The sequence below is a fragment of the Streptomyces anatolicus genome (assembly GCF_019400875.1).
Lineage (GTDB): Bacteria > Actinomycetota > Actinomycetes > Streptomycetales > Streptomycetaceae > Streptomyces > Streptomyces anatolicus.
This window is the reverse complement of the sequence record NZ_WMBF01000083.1, coordinates 1-19688: the sequence shown is the minus strand read 5'-3', so window position 1 is coordinate 19688 and position 19688 is coordinate 1. Positions and strand designations below refer to the sequence as shown.

15 protein-coding genes are annotated in these 19688 nt (G+C 72.7%); 13 read left to right on the top strand and 2 right to left on the bottom strand.

Annotated features, from left to right (window positions below; translation table 11 throughout):
• The first annotated feature begins 301 nt into the window (after positions 1-301).
• From GKQ77_RS10985 to GKQ77_RS10975, 3 genes are all read left to right on the top strand, one after another.
• Positions 302-1048: a bestrophin-like domain gene (locus GKQ77_RS10985; protein ID WP_219688532.1), complete on the top strand. Its 747-nt coding sequence runs from the start codon at positions 302-304 to the stop codon at positions 1046-1048.
• Between the two features lie 166 nt (positions 1049-1214).
• Positions 1215-2648, top strand: a complete 1434-nt coding sequence (locus GKQ77_RS10980) for a lipase family protein (RefSeq protein WP_219688531.1) — start codon at positions 1215-1217, stop codon at positions 2646-2648.
• Between the two features lie 41 nt (positions 2649-2689).
• Positions 2690-4138, top strand: coding sequence for a hypothetical protein (locus GKQ77_RS10975; protein ID WP_219688530.1), 1449 nt, complete (start codon positions 2690-2692; stop codon positions 4136-4138).
• Positions 4139-4176: 38 nt separating this feature from the next.
• Here GKQ77_RS10975 and GKQ77_RS10970 read toward each other — a convergent pair whose 3' ends face one another.
• The gene (locus GKQ77_RS10970) at positions 4177-4869 is read right to left on the bottom strand and encodes a 1-acyl-sn-glycerol-3-phosphate acyltransferase (protein ID WP_219688529.1); all 693 of its coding nucleotides are present in this window, start codon (positions 4867-4869) and stop codon (positions 4177-4179) included.
• A 267-nt stretch (positions 4870-5136) separates the two neighbouring features.
• Between GKQ77_RS10970 and GKQ77_RS10965 the strand changes: the two genes are divergently transcribed.
• From GKQ77_RS10965 to GKQ77_RS10935, 7 genes are all read left to right on the top strand, one after another.
• On the top strand, positions 5137-5346 hold the full coding sequence (locus tag GKQ77_RS10965; RefSeq protein WP_219688528.1) for an acyl carrier protein: 210 nt from the start codon (positions 5137-5139) through the stop codon (positions 5344-5346).
• Complete coding sequence (locus GKQ77_RS10960) at positions 5343-6545, top strand: beta-ketoacyl-[acyl-carrier-protein] synthase family protein (protein WP_219688527.1); 1203 nt, start codon at positions 5343-5345, stop codon at positions 6543-6545. Before GKQ77_RS10965 ends, GKQ77_RS10960 begins: the two co-directional genes overlap by 4 nt.
• Before the next feature lie 71 nt (positions 6546-6616).
• Positions 6617-7006, top strand: a complete 390-nt coding sequence (locus GKQ77_RS10955) for a CU044_2847 family protein (protein ID WP_308117620.1) — start codon at positions 6617-6619, stop codon at positions 7004-7006.
• Positions 7003-9294, top strand: coding sequence for a VMAP-C domain-containing protein (locus tag GKQ77_RS10950; protein WP_219688525.1), 2292 nt, complete (start codon positions 7003-7005; stop codon positions 9292-9294). Before GKQ77_RS10955 ends, GKQ77_RS10950 begins: the two co-directional genes overlap by 4 nt.
• Positions 9291-10241: an AAA family ATPase gene (locus GKQ77_RS10945; RefSeq protein WP_219688524.1), complete on the top strand. Its 951-nt coding sequence runs from the start codon at positions 9291-9293 to the stop codon at positions 10239-10241. The genes GKQ77_RS10950 and GKQ77_RS10945 overlap by 4 nt, the downstream gene beginning before the upstream one ends.
• A 114-nt stretch (positions 10242-10355) precedes the next feature.
• Positions 10356-13700, top strand: a complete 3345-nt coding sequence (locus tag GKQ77_RS10940; protein ID WP_219688523.1) for an SAV_2336 N-terminal domain-related protein — start codon at positions 10356-10358, stop codon at positions 13698-13700.
• An 18-nt stretch (positions 13701-13718) separates the two neighbouring features.
• Positions 13719-14492 carry a TioE family transcriptional regulator gene (locus GKQ77_RS10935; protein WP_219688522.1) on the top strand — a complete coding sequence of 258 codons (774 nt, stop codon included), beginning with the start codon at positions 13719-13721 and terminating at the stop codon, positions 14490-14492.
• Here the strand turns inward: GKQ77_RS10935 and GKQ77_RS10930 are convergent.
• Positions 14413-15348: a LysR family transcriptional regulator gene (locus GKQ77_RS10930; RefSeq protein WP_219688521.1), complete on the bottom strand. Its 936-nt coding sequence runs from the start codon at positions 15346-15348 to the stop codon at positions 14413-14415. The two genes, GKQ77_RS10935 and GKQ77_RS10930, sit on opposite strands and share 80 nt — an antisense overlap.
• Positions 15349-15506: 158 nt before the next feature.
• Between GKQ77_RS10930 and GKQ77_RS10925 the strand changes: the two genes are divergently transcribed.
• The 3 genes from GKQ77_RS10925 (at position 15507) to cydD (ending at position 19666) form a co-directional block, all read left to right on the top strand.
• Entirely contained in the window at positions 15507-16784 is a 1278-nt protein-coding gene (locus GKQ77_RS10925) for a cytochrome ubiquinol oxidase subunit I (RefSeq protein ID WP_219688520.1), read from the top strand.
• 52 nt (positions 16785-16836) lie between these two features.
• Positions 16837-17868, top strand: coding sequence for a cytochrome d ubiquinol oxidase subunit II (gene cydB, locus GKQ77_RS10920; protein ID WP_219688519.1), 1032 nt, complete (start codon positions 16837-16839; stop codon positions 17866-17868).
• A 97-nt stretch (positions 17869-17965) separates the two neighbouring features.
• Positions 17966-19666 carry a thiol reductant ABC exporter subunit CydD gene (cydD, locus tag GKQ77_RS10915; RefSeq protein WP_258021151.1) on the top strand — a complete coding sequence of 567 codons (1701 nt, stop codon included), beginning with the start codon at positions 17966-17968 and terminating at the stop codon, positions 19664-19666.
• Positions 19667-19688 lie beyond the last annotated feature (22 nt).

The window sequence follows — 19688 nt, the reverse complement described above, 5'->3', positions numbered from 1 at the left end:
GTCCCGCCGCCGATCTGAGCCGCGGTCCCGCCGCCCTTCGTGGCCGGAGTGGCCCCGCCGCCCCTCCTGGATCCCGGTACCACCAGCGTCACGCCGGTGCGGCCTCGGCAGGCCGCCCAAGATGTATCGATCCTGGACGGCCTCTATCGTCCGGGACATGGCCCCACCGGGACCGGCCTCCTTGCCCTCCTGTTCCTCGTGATCCTCCCGGCTGTCCTGGCGGCGGTCCTTCTCGGCACCCGCCTGAAGTGATCCGAGGGTGCCCCAGAAAAAAGCCGCCCCGGCCGCAGAAAGGGCGTAGATGACCGAGACGATCGGGCTGGTCCTGGGCATGTCCCTGCTGGCAGCCGCAGGCGTGCTCGTGCGCCACCGCTTCTGGCCGAACGAGGACTGTGAGCCGCGCGAGGACGTGGCCGAGTACATCGCGATGATGGTCGGCGTGCTGTACGCGCTGCTGCTGGGGCTTTCGCTGGTATCGGTCTGGGAGGGCCGCTCCAGCGCGGAGGAGCACGTGCACGAGGAGGCGAGCGCGGCCCACGAGATCTACCAGCTCGCCGACAGTCTGCCGGCGACCGACGCGGTGCGGCTGCGCGAGAGCGTGACCCAGTACGTGCGGCACACCGTCCGCGTCGAACTGCCCGCACAGGCCGCAGGGCGGCCGCCGGCCCAGGAAGGCTGGCAGCTCCTGCGGAACGTGCGTACGGCCAATCAGCTGCCCGCCGACGCGAAGGCCATCCAACAGGCCACCGCACGGGAGGTGCTGACGCAGCTCTGGCTCCTGAACGACGCGCGCCGGGGGCGGGAGGCGGACGCACGCGGCGGCCTTTCGCCGATCCTCTGGTTCGGCCTGCTGACCGGCGGGCTGCTCACCATCGCCTTCATGTTCATGTTCGGCATCCAGCGCAGCGCCACCCATGTCGTCATGGTGATGGGCCTCACCGGTCTGATCACCCTGACCGTGCTGCTCATCTACCAGCTCGACCAGCCCTTCACGGGCCCCATGGCGGTCGACTCGGCGTCCTTCAGCCTGTACTTCCCCGGTGCCTAGGCGGTACTTCTCCGGTCCTCAGCCGTCGCGCTCGGCCCGGCGCGCACTCACCGTGATGCACCCGAACGGTCGCAGCGGCCCTGCCTCCTGGCGGTCCGCCGGATCTACTACGGAGAGGACCGTGGGCCGGCCGGGATCCCCGGGACCCTGGAGCGAGGTGGGCACGATGACAGCCGACACGGCGGGCGAGGTAACCGAGGGGGTCCCGGCCGACGCGCCGTACGCGGATGCGCCGTACGCCCCCGCGACCACGCGGCGCACCGACCCCCGTCTCCTGATGGAGGCTTCGGTGCTCCTCGCGGACGCGGCTCTGGCGGCGCGGAGAACGGGAGCGGAGCTGACCGCGGCCTGCTCCGGCTGGCGGTTCGGGGTGCGCGCCGTCCGCCACCCGGTGTGGGGTCTGGGCGCGGCGCTGGCCGTGGGGCGTGCCGTGACGAACTCCAAAGGGCTCGGGATCGCCGTCAACGGCGGCGCGGTCGGCGAGGCCGTCCGGTCCATGGCCACCCTCACCCGGCGCGAGGCGGCCCAGGTGACGATGGCGGTCGACGCCTTCACCCTGCGCATCGAAGCCGCCACAGGCGAGCATCCCAACCTGACCGTGCCGGTCGCCAAGCGCCTCATCGATGCCGTCGTGGCCGGGCGGAGAGTGGAAGCGCTGCGTGCCGCACGGGAGTTGGTGCGGCTGCTCGGCGTCACCCGCACGCTCACCACTCTCAGCCCCGTGATCATGGAGCTGCTCGCGCTCCTCGCGCTCCTCGACGAGAACCCCACCAACGACAGTTTCGCCTGGGTGACCCTGGCCGGTGGCGTACCGACCACGGAGCCCCTGCTCGGTCTGCCCCGCGGCCTGCTCCAGCGCTTCAACCAAGGCTCGGGACAGGCCGAACGCGCCGAGGCGGACACCCTGCTCGCCCGTGTCCTCGCCCGCTCCGAGAACGACATCGTCCGCTACATCGACGACATCTCCGCTCTCGGCAACCACGGTCTCGCGCTGCTGCGCCGCATCCGTTGCGCCGACGGCAGGGAGCGGTACGTCCTGCTGCTGCCGGGCACCAGCTTCGGGCTCCTCAGAAACCGTGGCCCGCAGGATCTCGTCGGGGCGTTCGACGGCTTGCTGCGCGCCGACACCACGTACACCCGTTCCGTCAAGCATCTCCTCGTGCGCGCGGGGCTGCCCGAGGGTGCCGAGCTGATGATCGTCGGGCACAGTCTCGGCGGCATCACCGCCATGAACCTGGCGTCCGATGTGGACTTCGTGTCCACGTACCGGCTCACCCATGTGATCACCGTGGGCTCGCCCATCGACACCAAGCGCGCGGTCGATCCCACCGTCCGCGTGGTCAGTCTCGTCAACAAGCACGACGTCATCCCAGGCCTCGACGGGCGCGGCCCGGCCTCGGCGGTCAGCGTCCCCGACGCCTGGCTCGAACTGACGTGGGTGGACGAGACGTACGACTATCCCCTGTCGCACTCGCCCCAGGCGTACGCCACCACGCTGCGCGGCGACCAACTCCCGTACCGCACGCGGGTGAACGAGCTGATCACCACATACGACGGCGAGATCGTCGGCAATCAGCCCTATCAGCTGTTCGACAAATGACCCCGGAGCCCTCCCCGCACTCGTTCCCCTGGAGACCGGCGATGAACGCCAGCGACATCACGACCGCAGCCCGTCGGCCCACGGTGGCCTGGCCTCTGGAGAACGCCCTGGTGACCGCTGCCATGGCGGCCCAGCGCATCTCGTGGATCGACGCCCCGGCCCGGGCGCTGGGGCTCAAGCCGTTCACCCGGCAGCATCTGACGCGGCAGGTCCTCGCCCAGCTGCGGCGTACCGCGCGCGGCCGGCCGATCCTGCTGCGCACGGCGTTCGGTACCTTTTTGACCCCGCTGAACTCCGAGGACGCCCGGAGCCTGATCGGCCGGGCGGAGGAGGCCGGTGCCCGCGGCGCCGTCACCGCTCTCACCTCCCACGGCCGCCGGCTGCGGCTCTCGGCCCACGCCCCGCTGCCCGTCGCCCTCGCGTCCCTGCACACGCGGGTGCGGGCGGTCGCCGCCGAGGAGGCCCTGGAACTGCTCGCCTCGCGTGGTGCCGACTCCGTCCTCGACCGGGCCGACTGGTGTGCCGTCACCCGCCGTATCGCCCGGCGGCTCGTGCTCGGTGACGGGGCGTGCGACGACACGCTCATCGGCGACATCCTCGAAGCGACACTCCAGGCCGCGGACGCCACCGAGTACACCGCCCGCGTGGCCGCGCTGCGCCGCCGCCTCGATCCGTACGTCCACGACCCGGAGCCGGACCCGGACGCGCTGGTGGCGGTGGTCCCGGACGACGGCTCGCGGGACGGCGTGATCGAGCATGTCCTGGAGACCGTCACCCGGGCGCTGACCGACACGGTTCCCCAGGCCCTGGCCCTCGCGTCGGTCGGCCCTGTGGCACCTGCCACCGACCGGGTGGAGCGGGCGGTGGGTTCGGCGCTGCGCCGCTACCCGCCGCTTTCCGCCACCGTGCACGAGGTGCGTGCGCCGTTCCGTTGGCGCGGCATGGGCGTCGAATCGGGCACCGAGATCCTCTACGCGACCGCCTGGCTACGCGACTTGGACCAGGGGCGGGGGCACGGTGACGAGGCCCCGTCGGCATCGCTGTGCGCGGCCCCCGCGCCCTGCGCCGCGGCCGAACTGGCCGTGCTGGTCGCCTCCGAGCTGACCCGCGCCCTGCTGCGGCACGCCGAACCCGTCGTGCTCGCCCCGCACATCGAACGTGGCGCCTTGCCCGCCGAGCTCCACGCCGACTCCCTCGACCTCGCCCTCACGGACGTCGAGCCGTACATGACGGACGGGGCGCTCGCTCCGGGGGCGGGAGGCCTCGCTCCGGTCGCCGGAAGCGGTGTTGCCCGCCACGCCGCTCTCGCCGCCGAGAGCGCCCGCAGTCTCGAGGAGCACGCCCGGCAGCTCGCGGAGTGCGCGCGGCAGCCCGGCTGGAATGACGACGCCTTCGGGGAGCAGTGCCGGATGACGCTGCTGGCCCACGCCGAACGCTGCGCCCGCGCGGCCGCGGACGTGAGCCGCGCCGCGCGGTGGCTCGCACGGTGAGCAGTCCTCCGCTCGGGCCGCAGGACGTGCCGGGGCTGTCACCAGAACGGATGCGTGCGCTGTCGCACATCCCGGTCGACCATGCCCTGCACGGTGATCCAGACCGCGTCGCACAGCCGGCGCGTCGCGGCGGAGCGTTCGGCGAAGGAATCGGGGGGCGCGGGGGCAGGAACCGGTTCCCCGACGGTGATGCGCCATTTCGCCGGGAGCGGCAGGAGCGTGGTGACGGGAAAATAGGGGAGGTCGAACCGGCGGGCCAGTGACGCGATGCTTCCCAGTTTCGGATAGGTCTCCTCGGCCCCCACGATCGACACCGGAATGACGGGCACGCCCGTCTGCATCGCTGTGACCGCGAATCCGGGGCTGAAGGGCCGCAGACGATAACGCTGTGAGAACGGCTTGCCGACCCCGTCGAACCCTTCGGGAAACACCCCGACGAGGTGACCGTCGGTCAGCCGGTCACGGCCCAGTGTCGGATCGTCGGCGAAGGCGCCGTGATGTCGTGCGTACGAGGCCAGGGCGGGCATCCGGAAGACGACTTGGGAGGCGTAGAAGTACACCGGGCGGCCCAATTCCCGGTGGAGGAGGTTGTGCAGCACGAATGCGTCGAGTCCCCAGGCCCCGGAGTGGTTGGCGATGAGCATGGCGGCCCCGCACTCCGGGATGTTGCCGAGCCCTGACACCTCGACGCGCAGGTATTCATCGGCCAACCAGCCGAGGACGCCGTCCAATGCGTCGGTGGCGATCTCGTCGAGTGACCGGGGATTCGATTCCGCCATAAGTTCTCACTTTCTGCTGAAAATGGAGTACCGCGAGACTGACAAAGTCAATCAGCGGGTCCCTATGAGTACCGGCTGGGTTCATCCATCAGGGAAGGCGCCATGAATTCCTCCGCTGCATCCGTTACGCCCGCTGCACCCGATACGGCCTCTGCACCCGTTACGGCCTCTGCACCCGCGCCCACGAACACGACCGCGACCACGACCACGGAAATCATCGTGGGACTGCTCGTCGACAAGTTTCAGGTCAGCCCGGCGGCCATCCGAGCGGACGCCCCCATGACCGATCTGCTCGCCGACTCGCTGATGGTCGTGGAGATGGCCATCACGCTCAAGGACGAACTCGGCGTCAGCGCCACGGAGGACGAGCTGCGCGAACTCACCTTCGCCGAGTTCGCCGCACGCGTCGACCAGCGGCGTGCCGGGTGAGCCGGAGCGCCGACTGCACCGTGACCGGCCTCGGTCTGGTCACCGCGGCGGGCCCCGACACGGAATCCACCTGGGCCGCGGTCCGCGAGGGCCGCGCCACGGCCCGGCGGGATCCTGAGCTGCGAGGCCTTCCTGTCACGCTCAGCTGCCGCGCCGACCTCGCGGACAAGGTGCCGAGGCACAGCCCCACCCTGCGGCCCGACCCCTGTGCGCGCATGGGCCTGGCCGCCGTCACCCAGGCGCTGGAGCGGGCCAAGCTGGAGCCCGCCGACTGGGACCCGGCCCGCGTGGCCGTCGTCACCGGCTGCTCCCTCGGGGGAATGCACAGCGCCCAGGTCGCCGCCGCGAGGTTCGCCGCCGACGGCCCGGCGAGCGTCTCGCCCTACTTCCTCACCGGCTACCTGATCAACATGGTGTCCGCCACCATCGCCCTGCACCTGGGCGCCCGCGGTCCGGTCCTGAATGTCGCCACCGCGTGCGCTTCCGGGGCCACCGCGCTCGGCGCGGCCCGTGACCTGCTCGCCTCGGACCAGTGCGACATCGCCGTCGTGTGCGGCGCCGACGCCGCCGTGACCCCGTCCGTCGTGACCGGCTTCGCCCAACTGGGCGCACTCTCCGACCAGGGTTCCCGCCCGTTCGACACCGACCGCGACGGATTCGTCATCGCCGAGGGGGCGGGCGCCCTGATCCTGGAGCGGCCCGAGCACGCCGCCGCCCGCTCGGCGCCGCACCTCGCACGGCTCATCGGTTACGCGACCACGACCGACGCCCACCACCTGGTCGCGCCGCACCCCGAGGGGCGGGAGGCGGAGCGGGCTCTGCGGAGCGCGCTCGCCGAGGCCGGCGTCGGTCCCGGCGAGGTCGGCCACATCAACGCGCACGGCACGTCCACCCCGCGTGGCGACGCGGTGGAGGCTGCCCTCCTGGCCCGGGTCTTTCCGCACGGCCCGCCCGTCACCTCCGCCAAGGGCGCCCTCGGCCACACCCTGGGCGCGGCGGGGGCGATCGAGGCCGCCTTGACCGTGCTCGCCCTGCGCGAGGACGTCGTCCCGCCCGTCGCGGGGCTGAGCGAGCCCGATCCGGGGTTCGCCATCGACCTCGTGACCGCGGCGCCGCGCAGGCAGGAGACCACCGTCGCCGTCAGCAACTCCTTCGGCTTCGGCGGGCACAACGCCGTCGTGGTCCTGGCCGGGGCGTAGCAGGGAAAACGCTCATCCGAGTTCGTCAACTCCGCTGTTCAGCCGCTTAGTTGGTGTGCACAATGCTTCCTGTGCCGCCTTATGACTACATGGAGTTCACCCTCGACGACGGAGCGCAGGTCCGGCTCGAACTGGCCCCCGCCGGTGACGCCCCGGCCTCCTCCGGCCCGCCGGACGCCGATCTGCCGGGTGGCATCTCCGGCGTGACGCCGGTGGGGCGCGGCGCTCGCGTGGGCGCGGCCGCCACCGACGCGCTGCGCACCGTGCTGAGCCCCCTGGGCCCGATCCTGCAGCAGGTGCATGATGCCGTACGGGGCATCCCCGACCCGCCCGACCAGATCTCGGTGGACTTCGGCATCCAGGTCGGCCAGGACCTGCGGCTCGGCATCGTCGGCGCCAACGGCCAGGCGAGCATGACGGTCTCGGCGACCTGGCAGCTGGCCCCGCGGGCCGAGGCATGACGTGGTTCCAGGCGGTCGGCGGCGACCAGGACGCCGACGCCCGCGGAGCACTCGTGCGGGTGCTGACCGCGGACCGCTCGCGTACCGCGGGCGCGGGTGTCTATCTCTCCGGGCGCACGCTGCTGACCTGCGCGCACGTGGTCAACGCAGCCTTGGGCGAGCAGATGTTCAGCGCCCGCGACCCGGGTGCCGTCACGCTCGGCGTCTCCTTTCCCGTGCTCTCCCCCGCCGAGATACGCCAGGCCCGGCTCGTGGCGTGGATACCGCCGCGCTCGCATCTGCGCGGCCCGGTCACCGACGGCTCCCTGAGGTGGGAGGGTGATCTGGCCGTCCTGGAACTGGGTGAGGAGCCCCCGCCGCCCGTCGGCCCGGTGCGCTGGCTCGAGATGGCGCGGGGGCAGGAGGTCAGGGCCTGGTACGGCGGCGGGCAGGCGTTCTCCTACGCCGATGTGCGTGTAGCCGCGTACGACGACGGCGTCGGCTACCTCGACGGACAGCTCTCCGGTGCCGCCGTGGACGAGGGCTACAGCGGCGGCCCCCTGTGGTGTGCCGCCGACGGCGCCGCCGTGGGGCTCGTCATGGGGCGCATCACGGCGCCGGGTCACGCGCTCTCCGCCCAGCACACGGTCCGGCGCAGCTGGGGGCTCGGCTGGCAGTCCGTCCTGCTGGAGCTGCGCCACGCCAATGCGCTTCCCGAGGGCCACTTGGCCGGGCTCACGCACCGGCGGACGGTGGCGCACGACCCCGGTTCCGGCGCGGACTTACGCTCGGGCCCCGACCTCGACGCCGACTCCGTCGAAACGGTACGGGACATGATGGTCGGCCCTCTGCACCTCCTGCTCGGCGACCCCGCCGCACGCGCCGCCCACGCCACCGCCCTCGCCACCGAACTCGGCCTGCGCGCCCCTGCCGACGGCACCGCGCCCTCGGTGGCCGAACTGGCCGACCTGCTCACCCGCACCGACAGGGCGCTGCCCACCCTCGCGGAGGCCCTGGCCCCCGTCGTCGCCGACGATCCGCGCTGCCGCGGCGAACTCGACCGGCTCCTGGCCCTGGGACGCATGACCAACGCCGCGAGGCTCCTGTCGGTGGCCGAACACCGGCTGGTGCGGGCCAAGTTCGAGCACCTGTGCCGACTCGACCCCGGCCTGCTGCCCCGCTCGGCGACCGCCGCCCTGCCCTACCTCGAGCTGCCGCGCTCCCTGCAGGCGGCCCGGCTCGCGCCCGCCGCCGTCGCCGGAGTCCTCGCCGAGTTGGAGACCTGGGCCGGTGACTGCTCCCCGGTGCCCGACGAGACACCCCGCCTGCCCGCCCTGCTGCGGGTCGTCGAGTACGTGGCCGCCGAGACCGGCGGTCTGGCCTGCCGCGCGCTGCAGGACTGGAGCGGCCGCGTCGCCACTCGCCTCGGCATCCACGCGTCGGCGCTGCGGGAGCGCCGGGCCGACGCCGAACGCTGGTCGCAGCGGGCCTCCACGGCCGGCGCGCGGATCCTGGTGGAGCTGGAGCGGCACGCCAAGGACCCCGCCGGTCACTTCCGTTGCGCGGTGTGGCGGTTGCGGGCCGACGGCAGCGCCGCCCGTGCGGTGCCCCGCACCGACAGGCCCCGCACCGGCCACGAGATCGCCCGCCTGGTCCGGGAGGTCGCGGGCGGCACCGAGGGAGCCGAGCACGGCGTGGTCCTCGTCGCCGTCTCCGTACCGCCGGACGCCCTGGAACTGCCGGTGGACGAGTGGGACGGGGCGGGCCTCGACGAGTACATCCCCGCCCCGCTCGGCGAGGACTTCCACCTCATCCTGCGCTGCCCGGCCCTGCGGCGCCGCTCGCGCACCGGAGCCGCCGACCTGACCCGGCGCTGGAACGCCCGCCACCGCGGCGAGGCACTCCGCGCCGACCGTGCCGTCGGCGGCAGGGCCGGGCTCATCGGGCTGCTCAAGACAACCCATCGGGACACCGCGCGCGTCCTTCTTCAGGGGACAGCCGTCCAGCGCGGCGAACTGCTCCCCGTCTGCCTGGTGATGGGCGTGCCCATCGTGCTGTGGGACCGCGCGTCCCAGGAGTGCGGCCCCGGCCTCGACGCGGTCGGGACCGACGGACCGGTGGACGGACTCCCCGAGCGCGTACGGCACTTCAGGGTCCGCGCCTACGCCGACATGGTGACCCCGGCGCGTCCCACACTGGTGTGGGAGGACGCCGAGATGCCGCTGCCGGACGAACTGCAGCTCGCCGACCCGGCGGAAGGGCTCGCCCGCCCCGCCGACGGCCCCGACACGACGGAGCAGGCGATATGAGTCAGCACGAGCAGTGGCGGCTGTTCCGGGGCGACCGGGTCGCCCGCCAGGTGGACCTGCCCGAAGCCCCGCCGTGGCGCCGCTTCGGCGACGACTGCGGTGACCGTCCCCGGCCGCGCCCCTACCTCATCGGGCGTGCCGAGGCCGACGTGGTGAGCGCGGCCCTGCACCTGCGGCGCCCGCTGCTGGTCACCGGCCATCCCGGCACCGGCAAGTCGTCCCTCGCGCACGCCATCGCGCACGAACTCACGCTGGGGCCGGTGCTGCAATGGGCGATCAACAGCCGCTCGGCCCTCAAGGACGCCCTGTACGGCTACGACGCGATCGGCCGGCTGCGTGAGACGCATCTGCGCCAGGAGCGCGGCGCCGATGAGCCGGGCATCGGTACCTTCGTCCGCCTCGGTCCGCTCGGTACGGCGCTGGTGCCCCGCGACCGGCCCCGTGTGCTGCTCGTCGACGAACTGGACAAGGGTGACGTGGACCTGCCCAATGATCTGCTCACCGTCTTCGAGGAGGGCGAGTTCGAGATCCCGGAGCTGTCCCGGCTGCCGGAGGACCAGGCCGAGGTGCCGGTACTCACCCACGGCGGCGACAGCGAATGGGTGACGGTCACCCGCGGCCGGGTGCGGTGCCGTGAGTTCCCCGTCGTGGTCATCACCAGCAACGGCGAGCGCGACTTCCCGCCCGCCTTCATGCGCCGCTGTGTGCGGCTGGCCCTGCCGGACCCGGGTGAGGAGCGGTTGCGCGACATCGTCTCCGCCCACCTCGGCGAGGGGGCGCTGGCCGGAGTGGACGATCTGCTGCACGCCTTCCTCAACCGCCGCGCGCCGGGAGAGCTCGCCACCGACCAGCTGCTCAACGCGGTGTTCCTGCGGAAGGGCGGCGTCGACCTGGACGCCGAGGGACTTCTGGACGCGGTGCTGCACCGCCTCGGCGGGGCGCTGTAAATGCCACCGGCGCGCCCGCCGGACGACAGCGACCCTTCCGCCCCGGTGCCGCCGGGCAGCGCCGAGCCGCCCCACCCCTCCCTCGGCCTGCTCGGTCGGCTTACCGGGCACGAGATGTCCATTCATGAGCTGCTGGACGCCGTCTGGCTCGCCACCCGGATTCCCACGGACGGCGAGGCGCCCCTCGCTCAGGCGCTCCACGGGGCCGCCCTGCCCGCGCCGTCGTCCGCCGCCGCCCCAGAAGCGCCGCCGTCCTGCGATACCCCGCCGGGCCAGGACGCGCCCGGCGGTTCGCCCGCGCCCGGCACCCCGGCGCCGCCTCCCGCCCAGCTGCTGGGTGCCCTGCACGCGGCAGCCGCCGCCCACTCCGCCCCCGAGTTCGCCGAGCTGGGGCCCGGCGGTGAGCATACGGCGGACGACGGCGCGCTCCCCGTACGCGTACCGGAGGAGAAGGCGCTCGGCCACGAGGAGCTGCGCTTCGGGCGCGCGCTGCGCCTGCTGAAACAGCCCCAGCCGCACCCGCACCGGCGCGAGTTCGACGAGCAGGCCACGGCCGCCGCGCTCGCCGAGACGGGGCTGCTCGACATCGTGACGCGGCCCGCACGCCAGCGCTGGCTCGATCTGGTGCTGCTCATCGACGACGGCATCTCCATGCTGCTGTGGCGGCGCCTCGCGATCGAACTGCGCGCCCTCCTCGAGCGGTTGGGCGCCTTCCGTGGCATCCGCGTCCTCGGCCTCGACACCCGGTCGCGGCGGGCGCCCCTGCTGCGGGGCCGCCCCTTCGACACGAACACCCCGCTGCTCTCGCCCGCCTCCGTCGTCGACCCCTCCGGCGGCACCCTGGTCCTGGTGATCAGCGACGGCGTCGGCGCCTGCTGGCGCGACGGGCGGATGCGCCTCGCCCTCAACCAGTGGGCGCGCCAAGGGCCGACGGCCATCCTGCACACCCTGCCCGCGCATCTGTGGGGCGGCTCCGGCATCCGCTCCGAGCCCTGGCTGGTCACCACGCGCCGGCGCGGCGCCGCCAACGACACCTGGGACGTGTCCGACCCGCTGCTTCCGCCCGGGCTCGGCGAGGACTTCACGGACGTGCCCGTGCCGGTGCTCGAACCGTATCCGCCCGCCGTCGCCGCCTGGGCACGCCTGGTCGCGTCGCCGGGCGGCAGCGCCGAACTGCCCCTGCTGATCCCGCCGCACGCGCCGGCCCCGCGCGGCCGGGCCGACACCCGTGGCTCCGACGCGTCCACCGCCGTCCTGCGGTTCCGGGACGCGGCATCGCCCGAGGCCTACCGTCTCGCCGCGCACCTCGCCGCCGTCTCACCGCTCACCGTGCCCGTGATGCGGCTCGTGCAGGCGGCGGTGCCGTGGCAGACGGACACCGCGCATCTCGCCGAGGTGTTCCTTGGCGGGCTCATGCAGCAGGTCGAGCCCGGCGACGCGCGGCTGCCCCCGCAGCACCTGCGGTTCGGGTTCACCCGGGACGCGCAGGACATCCTGCTCGACACCGCCTCCCCGATCGATCTGCTGCGCACCACGCGGACCGTCACCGAGCGGCTGCGCGCCCTCGTGGGCCGCTCCCCCGACTTCCCCGCCTGGCTCGCGCACCCCTCCGGCACCAGCGAACTCCTCCCCGGCACCCGCCCGTTCGCCTGGCTGGAGGACCGGCTGCTGACTCACCTGGGTGCCCGGCCGATGGCGGCGCCCGCGCCGGAGGAGACCGGCGTCCAGGAGCAGGTCCGCCTGCCGTCCGGCCTGGAGGCCGCCCCGTACTGGCTGCCCCTGCGGCTCCAGGACCTGCACGCGCTGGGCCCGTACACGCTCCAGCGCCGCGACGGCAGCAGCGGCACCCCCACCGCGTACATCGGAGAGGACCAGGACGGACGGCAGGTCCTGCTGCGCGTGTCGTCCTCCTCCGCCTCGCCGGTCGCCCGGGAGCTGCTCGGCATCGAGCGCCGGGCGCTGCGCCGCATGGACGGTGTGTACGCCCCGGCCCTCGTGGCCAGCGATCTGCGTGACGTACGCGTGCCGTGGCTGGCCCTGCGTCTGGACACCCTCGGCGACGGGCGGCCCGCGCCCACCCTGCGTGCCGTGTTCGACGCGGTCGGGCCGCTGGCGGGCAGCCCGCTGTTCCTCTGGCTCGGCTGGCATCTGGCGCGGGCCGTGCACCGCTGCCACCGGCGGGGCATCGTGCACGGCTCGCTCACTCCGGGCGCGATCCTGGTGACCGAGTCCACCTTGCACATCATCGGGTGGACCTCGGCACGTATCGACGGGGCGTGGAGCGCGTCGGTGTCGGCGATGCCGCCCGCCTCCCCCTACCGGGCCCCGGAGGTGACGTACTGGGGCGAGTCCCGGATCACCGCCGGGGACGTATACGCGCTCGGCGCCCTGCTGCTGCACGCGGCCACGGGCCGCACCTGGCAGCCCTACGAGCACGACACCCTGCGCGGGCACCCCCACTTCGCGGAACTCGACGCGGAACTCGGCGACCTCCTCCTGCGCTGTGTCACCCCCGAACCGGAGAGCAGGCCCACGGTACGAGAGGTGGCCGACGCCCTCGCCGCGCGCCTGCCCGGCGCCCAGCCGTGGGACGAGCCGGAGTACGACGCCGACGCCCTCGCGTCCGCGCCCCGGGAGCACGAGTCGGCCGCGGAGGCGGAGGAGGACGACAGCGAGACCTGGACGCGCACCATCCGGGCACCGCTGACACGGCCGTTGCGGATCGCGCTGGTGGGCGTCAAGGACGGCGTCGGCTGCACCACGACGACGATGATGCTGGGGGCCGTCCTCGCCGACCAGCGCCAGGAACGGGTGCTCGCGCTCGACGCCGACCGGCACGCGGGACGGCATGTGCGCATCGGCGGCCGCGTCTTCCGCAGCACGCTGGCGGGCCTGACCGACCTGGCGTCCGCCCTGCCCGACGTGCACAGCTTCGAGGACCTGGGGCTCTTCCTCTCCCCGCACCGCTCCGGCCTGATGGTCCTCGCCAACGACTCGGTGACCCGGCCGTCGGCGGGCGGCCAGTACACGGACCAGGACTTCCGCGAGGTGGCGTGGGCGACTCGGCAGTACTTCCACCTCACCCTCGTCGACTCCGACAAGCCGACGCAGCTGCTCCTGGAACACGCCGACCGGGTCGTCATCGTCTCGCGGGCCGACCCCGCCGGGCTGACCCAGGCCCAGCAGACCATGGACCGGCTCGTCACCCTCAACCGTCCCGACCTGGTGGAGGAGGCCGTCGTCGTCCTCAACCACAGCCGCCCCGCCGCGGGCTGGATCCTCGACTCGGGCGGCGTACGGGGGCTGCGCTCACGCTGCCGCGGCATCGTCACCGTGCCCCGCGACGGCCACCTCGCCATGGCGAGCACCGTCGAACTGTCCTGGCTGACCCCCGATGCGTACAAGGCCTACCTGCGCCTCGCGGCGCTGCTCCTTGGCCCGCGCCCGATGTTCCCGTGAGGGGTAAAGTTTCAGACCATGAAACACCTGCGCCCGGTCGATCTCGCCCGTGAGCACGGTATTTCCACCCAGGCGGTCCGCAACTACGAGCAGGACGGCTGCATCCCCGCCGCCGAGCGCACCGCCAGCGGATACCGGGCCTACACCGAGGCGCACGCGGCGGCGCTGCGCGCCTATCTGGCGCTCGTCCCGGCACACGGGTACGCGGTGAGCGGGCAGATCATGCGGGGGCTCAACACGGGAAGCGTCGACGCGGCGCTGACGGCCATCGACCGCGGCCACGCGCAGTTGCTGCGCGACCGGGAGACGCTCGACGCGGTCGAGGAGGCGATCAAGGACCTCGCACCCTCAGGGGGTCCCGGTCCCGCCGGTTCCGCGGCTGCGGCTGCCGCTCCCCAACCGCCCACCGCCGCCAAGGCGTTCAGCATCGGGGAACTCGCCCGCCGCCTGGGCGTCACCGCGGCGACGCTGCGCAACTGGGAACAGGCGGGCATCCTCGCCCCCCGGCGCGAACCCGTCTCCGGGCGCCGCACGTACGGCGTCCACGACGTACGCGACGCGGAGCTGACGCTGCTGCTCCGGCGGGGCGGCCACCGGCTCGACCACATCCGCACCATTGTCGAACAGATCCGGACGGCAGGCGGTACACAGGCCCTCCACTCGGCCCTCGGCGAGTGGCGGCGGGCGCTCACCGCCCGGGGCCTCGCCATGCTCAGCGCGTCGGTCCAGGTGGCACGGTACGTCGAGCTGGGCCGGGGAGATGGTGGGTCTCAAAGGGCCTGGCGATGGTGAACTCCCGGAATTTCAAGGCCGCTTCGGAGAGATGAGTCTCGCGGTTCCACACCAGGGTGAGCACGCGCAGACAGTCCGGCGCGTCCACCCGCACCCAGGCGACAGGGACGCGCGCGTGCGAACCGACCCGGCGGGAGACCGACGGGATGAGACCGATGCCGAGACCCGCGCTGATCATGTCCTGGCTGGCGGCCGGTTCGTCGCCCTCGCAGGAGACCAGCGGCGTCAGCCCCTCGGACGCGAACAGCCGGTCGAGCAGGGCGCGTTGCCAGTGGCCGACGCGTGTGGTGACGAAGGGCTCGTCGGCGATCTCCCGGATCGTCACGCTCTCCCGCCCCTCCAGCCGGTGCCCGTGCGGGACCGCGAGCAGCACCTCCTCGCGGGCCAGCTCGACCGATTCGAGGTTCGCGCCGGTCAACGGCTGTGACGCCACACAGAAGTCGACCTCCCTGGCGCGCAGCCTGCGGTCCATGTCCTCCGCGTTCGACTGGAAGAGGCGCACGTCGGCGCGGGGGTGGGCGGCCCGGAAGCTGCCGAGGAGCGGGGTGATGGTCAGCAGCGTCTCGGAGGCGACGCTGACCCTGCCGAGTCCCGTGTCCCGCGCTTCCCGCACGGCCCGGCGGCCGTCGTCCAGCTCGCTCAGGGCGCGGTCGACGTGGCGCAGGAAGATCGTGCCGTACTGATTGAGCCGGATGCGGCGGCCCTGCCGGTCGAAGAGCGCGGAGCCCAGATCGGCCTCAAGGCGCGCGATGGCACGGCTGAGCGAGGGCTGGGCGACCCGCAACTCCTCGGCGGCGCGGCTGATGTGCTCGTAACGGGCCACGGCCTGGAAATAGCGCAGCTGGAGAAGATCCACGATTTACCTTCACTGACGTTCACTTATGCCTTCAGGGCTATCTGTACATGACGAAACCGGTCTTGGAACGCATAAGCAATTCTCCCTACGGTCGTCTCAGCGGGGTCACCGCCCCGACCGTCCCTCCGTCTCCCACTCCCAAAGAAGCAGGCCGCATCATGAGCGCTGTGGATCTGGCCCGACTCCAGTTCGCGGCCACGACCGGCATCCACTGGCTGTTCGTGATCCTCACCATGGGGCTCGTCCCCCTCGTGGCGATCATGCACACGCGGGCCGCGTACACCCGAGATCCCGTCAGAAGAGCCGTCCGGGAGCGCATGACCCGCTTCTGGGGACAGCTCTACGTCATCAACTACGCGGTCGGCATCGTCACCGGCCTCGTCATGGAGTTCCAGTTCGGGCTCAGTTGGAGCGGTCTGAGCAAGTTCGCGGGCAACGTCTTCGGCGCCCCGCTGGCGCTGGAAACCCTCATCGCGTTCTTTGCCGAGTCCACCTTCCTCGGTATGTGGATCTTCGGCTGGGGGCGTCTGCGCAAGGGCGTGCACGTCACGCTCATCTGGCTCGTCGCCCTGACGGCGTACGCCTCCGCGTACTGGATCCTGGTCGCCAACGGCTTCATGCAGCACCCCGTCGGTTACGAAGTACGGGGCGGCGAGGCCTACTTGACCGACTTCGGGGCGCTGCTCACCAACTCCAGCGCGCTGGTCGCCCTCGGCCATGTCGCGCTCGCCGCGCTGACGACGGGCGGTGTCTTCGTCGCCGGGGTCAGCGCGTGGCACTTCATCCGGGACACCAAGGAGACCGAGCTGTTCCGGGGCTCCCTGCGCCTTGGGGTGTGGGTGAGCATGCTCGCCTCGTTCTTCGTGGTCGTCGTCGGGGAGATGCAGCGGCCCGTGATCGAGCGGACCCAGCCGATGAAGGACGCGGTCCTGGAGAACAGCGGCGTCGCCGAGGCGCAGGCGCGGCTCCTCAAGGAGCACGGGCCCGGGGACTACGTGCCCTGGCAGGACGCGGTCCGGGTCTCGATGGACGTGATGACGATCATCGGCAACACGGTCTCCACCCTCACGCTCATCGCCGTCGTCCTGCTGTGGAAGGACTGGCTGATCCGTCGGCGCGTCTTCACCTACACCCTGGTGGCGATGGTCCCCTTCCCCTTCATCGCGGGCGCGGGCGGCTGGGTCGTCCGCGAGGTGGGGCGCCAACCCTGGCTCGTGTACGGGGAGTTGCGGGTCGAGGACGCGGTCTCCTCGGTCAGCACCGCCTCGCTGGCCGTGTCCTGCACGGTGTTCATCGCCCTCTTCGTCGCGTTGGCGGCGACGAACTGGACCCTGATCACGCGCTTCGCCCTGCGCGGCCCCGAAGCCACCCAGCTCGGGGCCACCGAGCCGCTCCAGGAGAGACAAGCGGACGTACAGGCCGAGCTGACGTACTGACGGACTCACGTACGGACATGAACTCCCCCACTCCCACCGAAAGTTGAGCGAGATGAGTCTGGAGATTCTTTGGCTGGCCCTCCTCGGCCTGCTTCTCGCCGGGTACTTCGTGCTCGGCGGCTACGACTACGGCGTACAGATGCTGCACCCCTTCCTCGGCGGCCGGTCCAACCGGGCGAAGGGGGCCAAAAGGGCGAGCCGGAATGCCGCTCTCGACGCCATCGCGCCGTTCTTCCTGGGCAACGAGGTCTGGCTCGTCACCTTTACCGGCGTCCTCTTCGGGGCCTTTCCGCACCTGGAGGGCAGCCTCCTGTCCGGGCTCTATCCGCTGATCGTGGCGATCCTCGTCGGTCTGGTCCTGGGCAACGCGGCGATCCAGCTGCGCGGCCGGGCCGACAGCGCCCTGGGCCGCCGGTGGTGGGACGCCCTGATCGTGTTCGGCGGCGCGCTGCCCGCCGTGTGCTGGGGGCTCGTCCTGGGGCTGTTGCTCCACGGGCTCCCGCGCCGGGCCGACGGGAGCTTCCACATCGGGGTCGGCGAGGTGCTCACGCCGTTCGTGGTGGCCTGCGGCCTGACCACCGCGCTGCTCTTCGCGGCGCACGGGGCGGCCTTCGCGGCCCTGCGTTCATCCCCTGAGGTGGCTTTCAGAGCACGGCACTTGGGGATCGGCCTTCTGCGGGCCGCCGGGGCCATGGGGTGCCTGCCGCTGCTGCTCACGCTCTTCGGCGCGGGCGCCGCGATGACCAATCGCGCGACCTCGGCGGCCCTTGCCGCCCTGCTCGCGGCGGCGCTCGGGAGTGCCTGGTGGTCCCTCACGCGGGGGCACCACGTCCGGGCGTTCGCGGCCACGTGCTGCGCGACCGTGCTGCCCGTGGCGCTCGTGGGGGCCGGCCACTATCCGTACGTCCTGATCGACGCGGCCGGGGGCGGGATGACGATCGGGCACGCGGTCACGGACGGCGTCACGCTGAAGATCCTCACCGTGTTCGGGGTCGTGCTGATTCCGGTGATCCTCGCGTACCAGTCGTGGAGCTGGTGGGCCTTCCGGGGGCGTACGGGCGAGCGCCACCCCAGCTACTTCTGACCGGCCGTTCCTGACCGGCCGTTCCTGACCAGCCGTACCTCACAGCCGTTTCTGACCGGCCACCACTGAGGCCCACCCGCGACGAGAGGCATCCACGATGAAGCCGGTCGAACGCCGACTGCTGCGTGAACTCCCGGTGCTGCGACGCCATATGGCGTACTCCGCCGCCCTTGCCCTGCTCGGCGGCGGGCTCGTCATCGCCCAGGCGGTGCTCCTGGCGACGGTCCTCGCGGACGGCTTCACCGGGCGCGAGCCCGGCATCGTGCTGCCGACCGCCCTGGCGGGCGTCATGGCTCTGTGCGCCCTGCTGGTCTGGGCACGCGGAGGGCTCGGGCAGCGCGCCGCCGCCGACGCCAAGCACGTACTGCGAGACCGGGTCGTCGGCCGGCTGCGGCACACCGGCCCCCTGCGTCTGGCGGCCCGCCGCCACGGCGAGACGGCCACGCTGCTCACCCGCGGCCTCGACGCCCTGGACCCGTACGTCGTCGGCTACCTGCCCACGATGACGGCCACCGCGGTGGTGCCCCTGACGGTCGTCGCCTGGCTGGCGTGGACCGACTGGGCCTCGGCCCTGATCATCGTCGTGACGCTGCCGCTGATCCCGGTGTTCGGCGCGCTGGTCGGCATGCACACGGCCCGGCGCACCGCCCGGCAGTGGACGTTGCTCGCACGCCTCGGCGGGCACTTCCTGGACGTGGTGGCGGGGCTGCCGACGCTGCGCGCGTTCGGGCGCGAGCGGCATCAGACCCGGGTGGTCGGCGAGATGGCGGACGCCCATCGGCGTGCCACCATGCGGACGCTGCGCGTGGCGTTCCTCTCCTCCTTCGTCCTGGAGACGGTCGCCACCCTCTCCGTGGCGCTGGTCGCCGTCCCGGTCGGACTGCGGCTGCTCGGGGGCGAGTTGGACCTGCGTACGGCTCTGATCGTGCTGTTCCTCGCCCCTGAGGCGTATCTGCCGCTGCGCGCCGCGGGCGCCGCCTTTCACGACAGCGCCGAGGGCATCGCGGTGGCCGAGCGGGTCTTCGCGATCCTGGAAGAGGCCGGTGCGGTGGGCTCGGCGTCCCGCCCGCCGGGCACGGCGCTTCGGTCACCGGGCTCATCCCTGCCGTCCCTGTCCCTCGACGAGGTCACCGTCCACTACGCCGGTCGCGCCGCGCCCGCCCTCCGTCAGGTCTCCCTCGCCGTCCGCCCCGGCGAGCACGTGGCCCTGGTCGGCCCGAGCGGGGCGGGCAAGTCCACCCTGCTTGCGCTGTTCCTCCGCTTCGTCGCCCCCGGGGCGGGCCGGGTCACGGTCGGCGGCACGGACCTCGCGGATCTCGACGCCGACGAGTGGCGCGCCCAGGTGGCGTGGGTTCCGCAGCGGCCCCGGCTCTTCGCGGCATCCGTCGCGGACAACATCCGGCTCGGGCGGCCCGACGCGAGCGACGCCGAGGTGCGGGAGGCGGCGCGGGCGGCCTCGGCCGACCTCTTCGTCGAGGCGTTGCCCGAGGCGTACGACACGGTGCTCGGGGAGCGTGGCGCGGGCCTCTCCGCCGGTCAGCGCCAACGGATCGCGCTGGCGCGCGCGTTCCTCAAGGACGCTCCCGTGCTGCTGCTCGACGAGCCGACCGCCCACCTCGACCCCGAGAGCGAGGCCGCCGTCACGCGCGCCACGGTCGCCCTGATGCGCGGCCGGACCTCGCTCGTGGTCGCCCACCGCAAGAGTCTGCTGCCCCACGCCGACCGGATCATCACGGTACGCGCGGGCCGCCTTGTCCTTCCCCAACCACCCCTCGCAGCACGGCTGGTGACCTCATGACACCCTTCACGGCCGAGGCCAC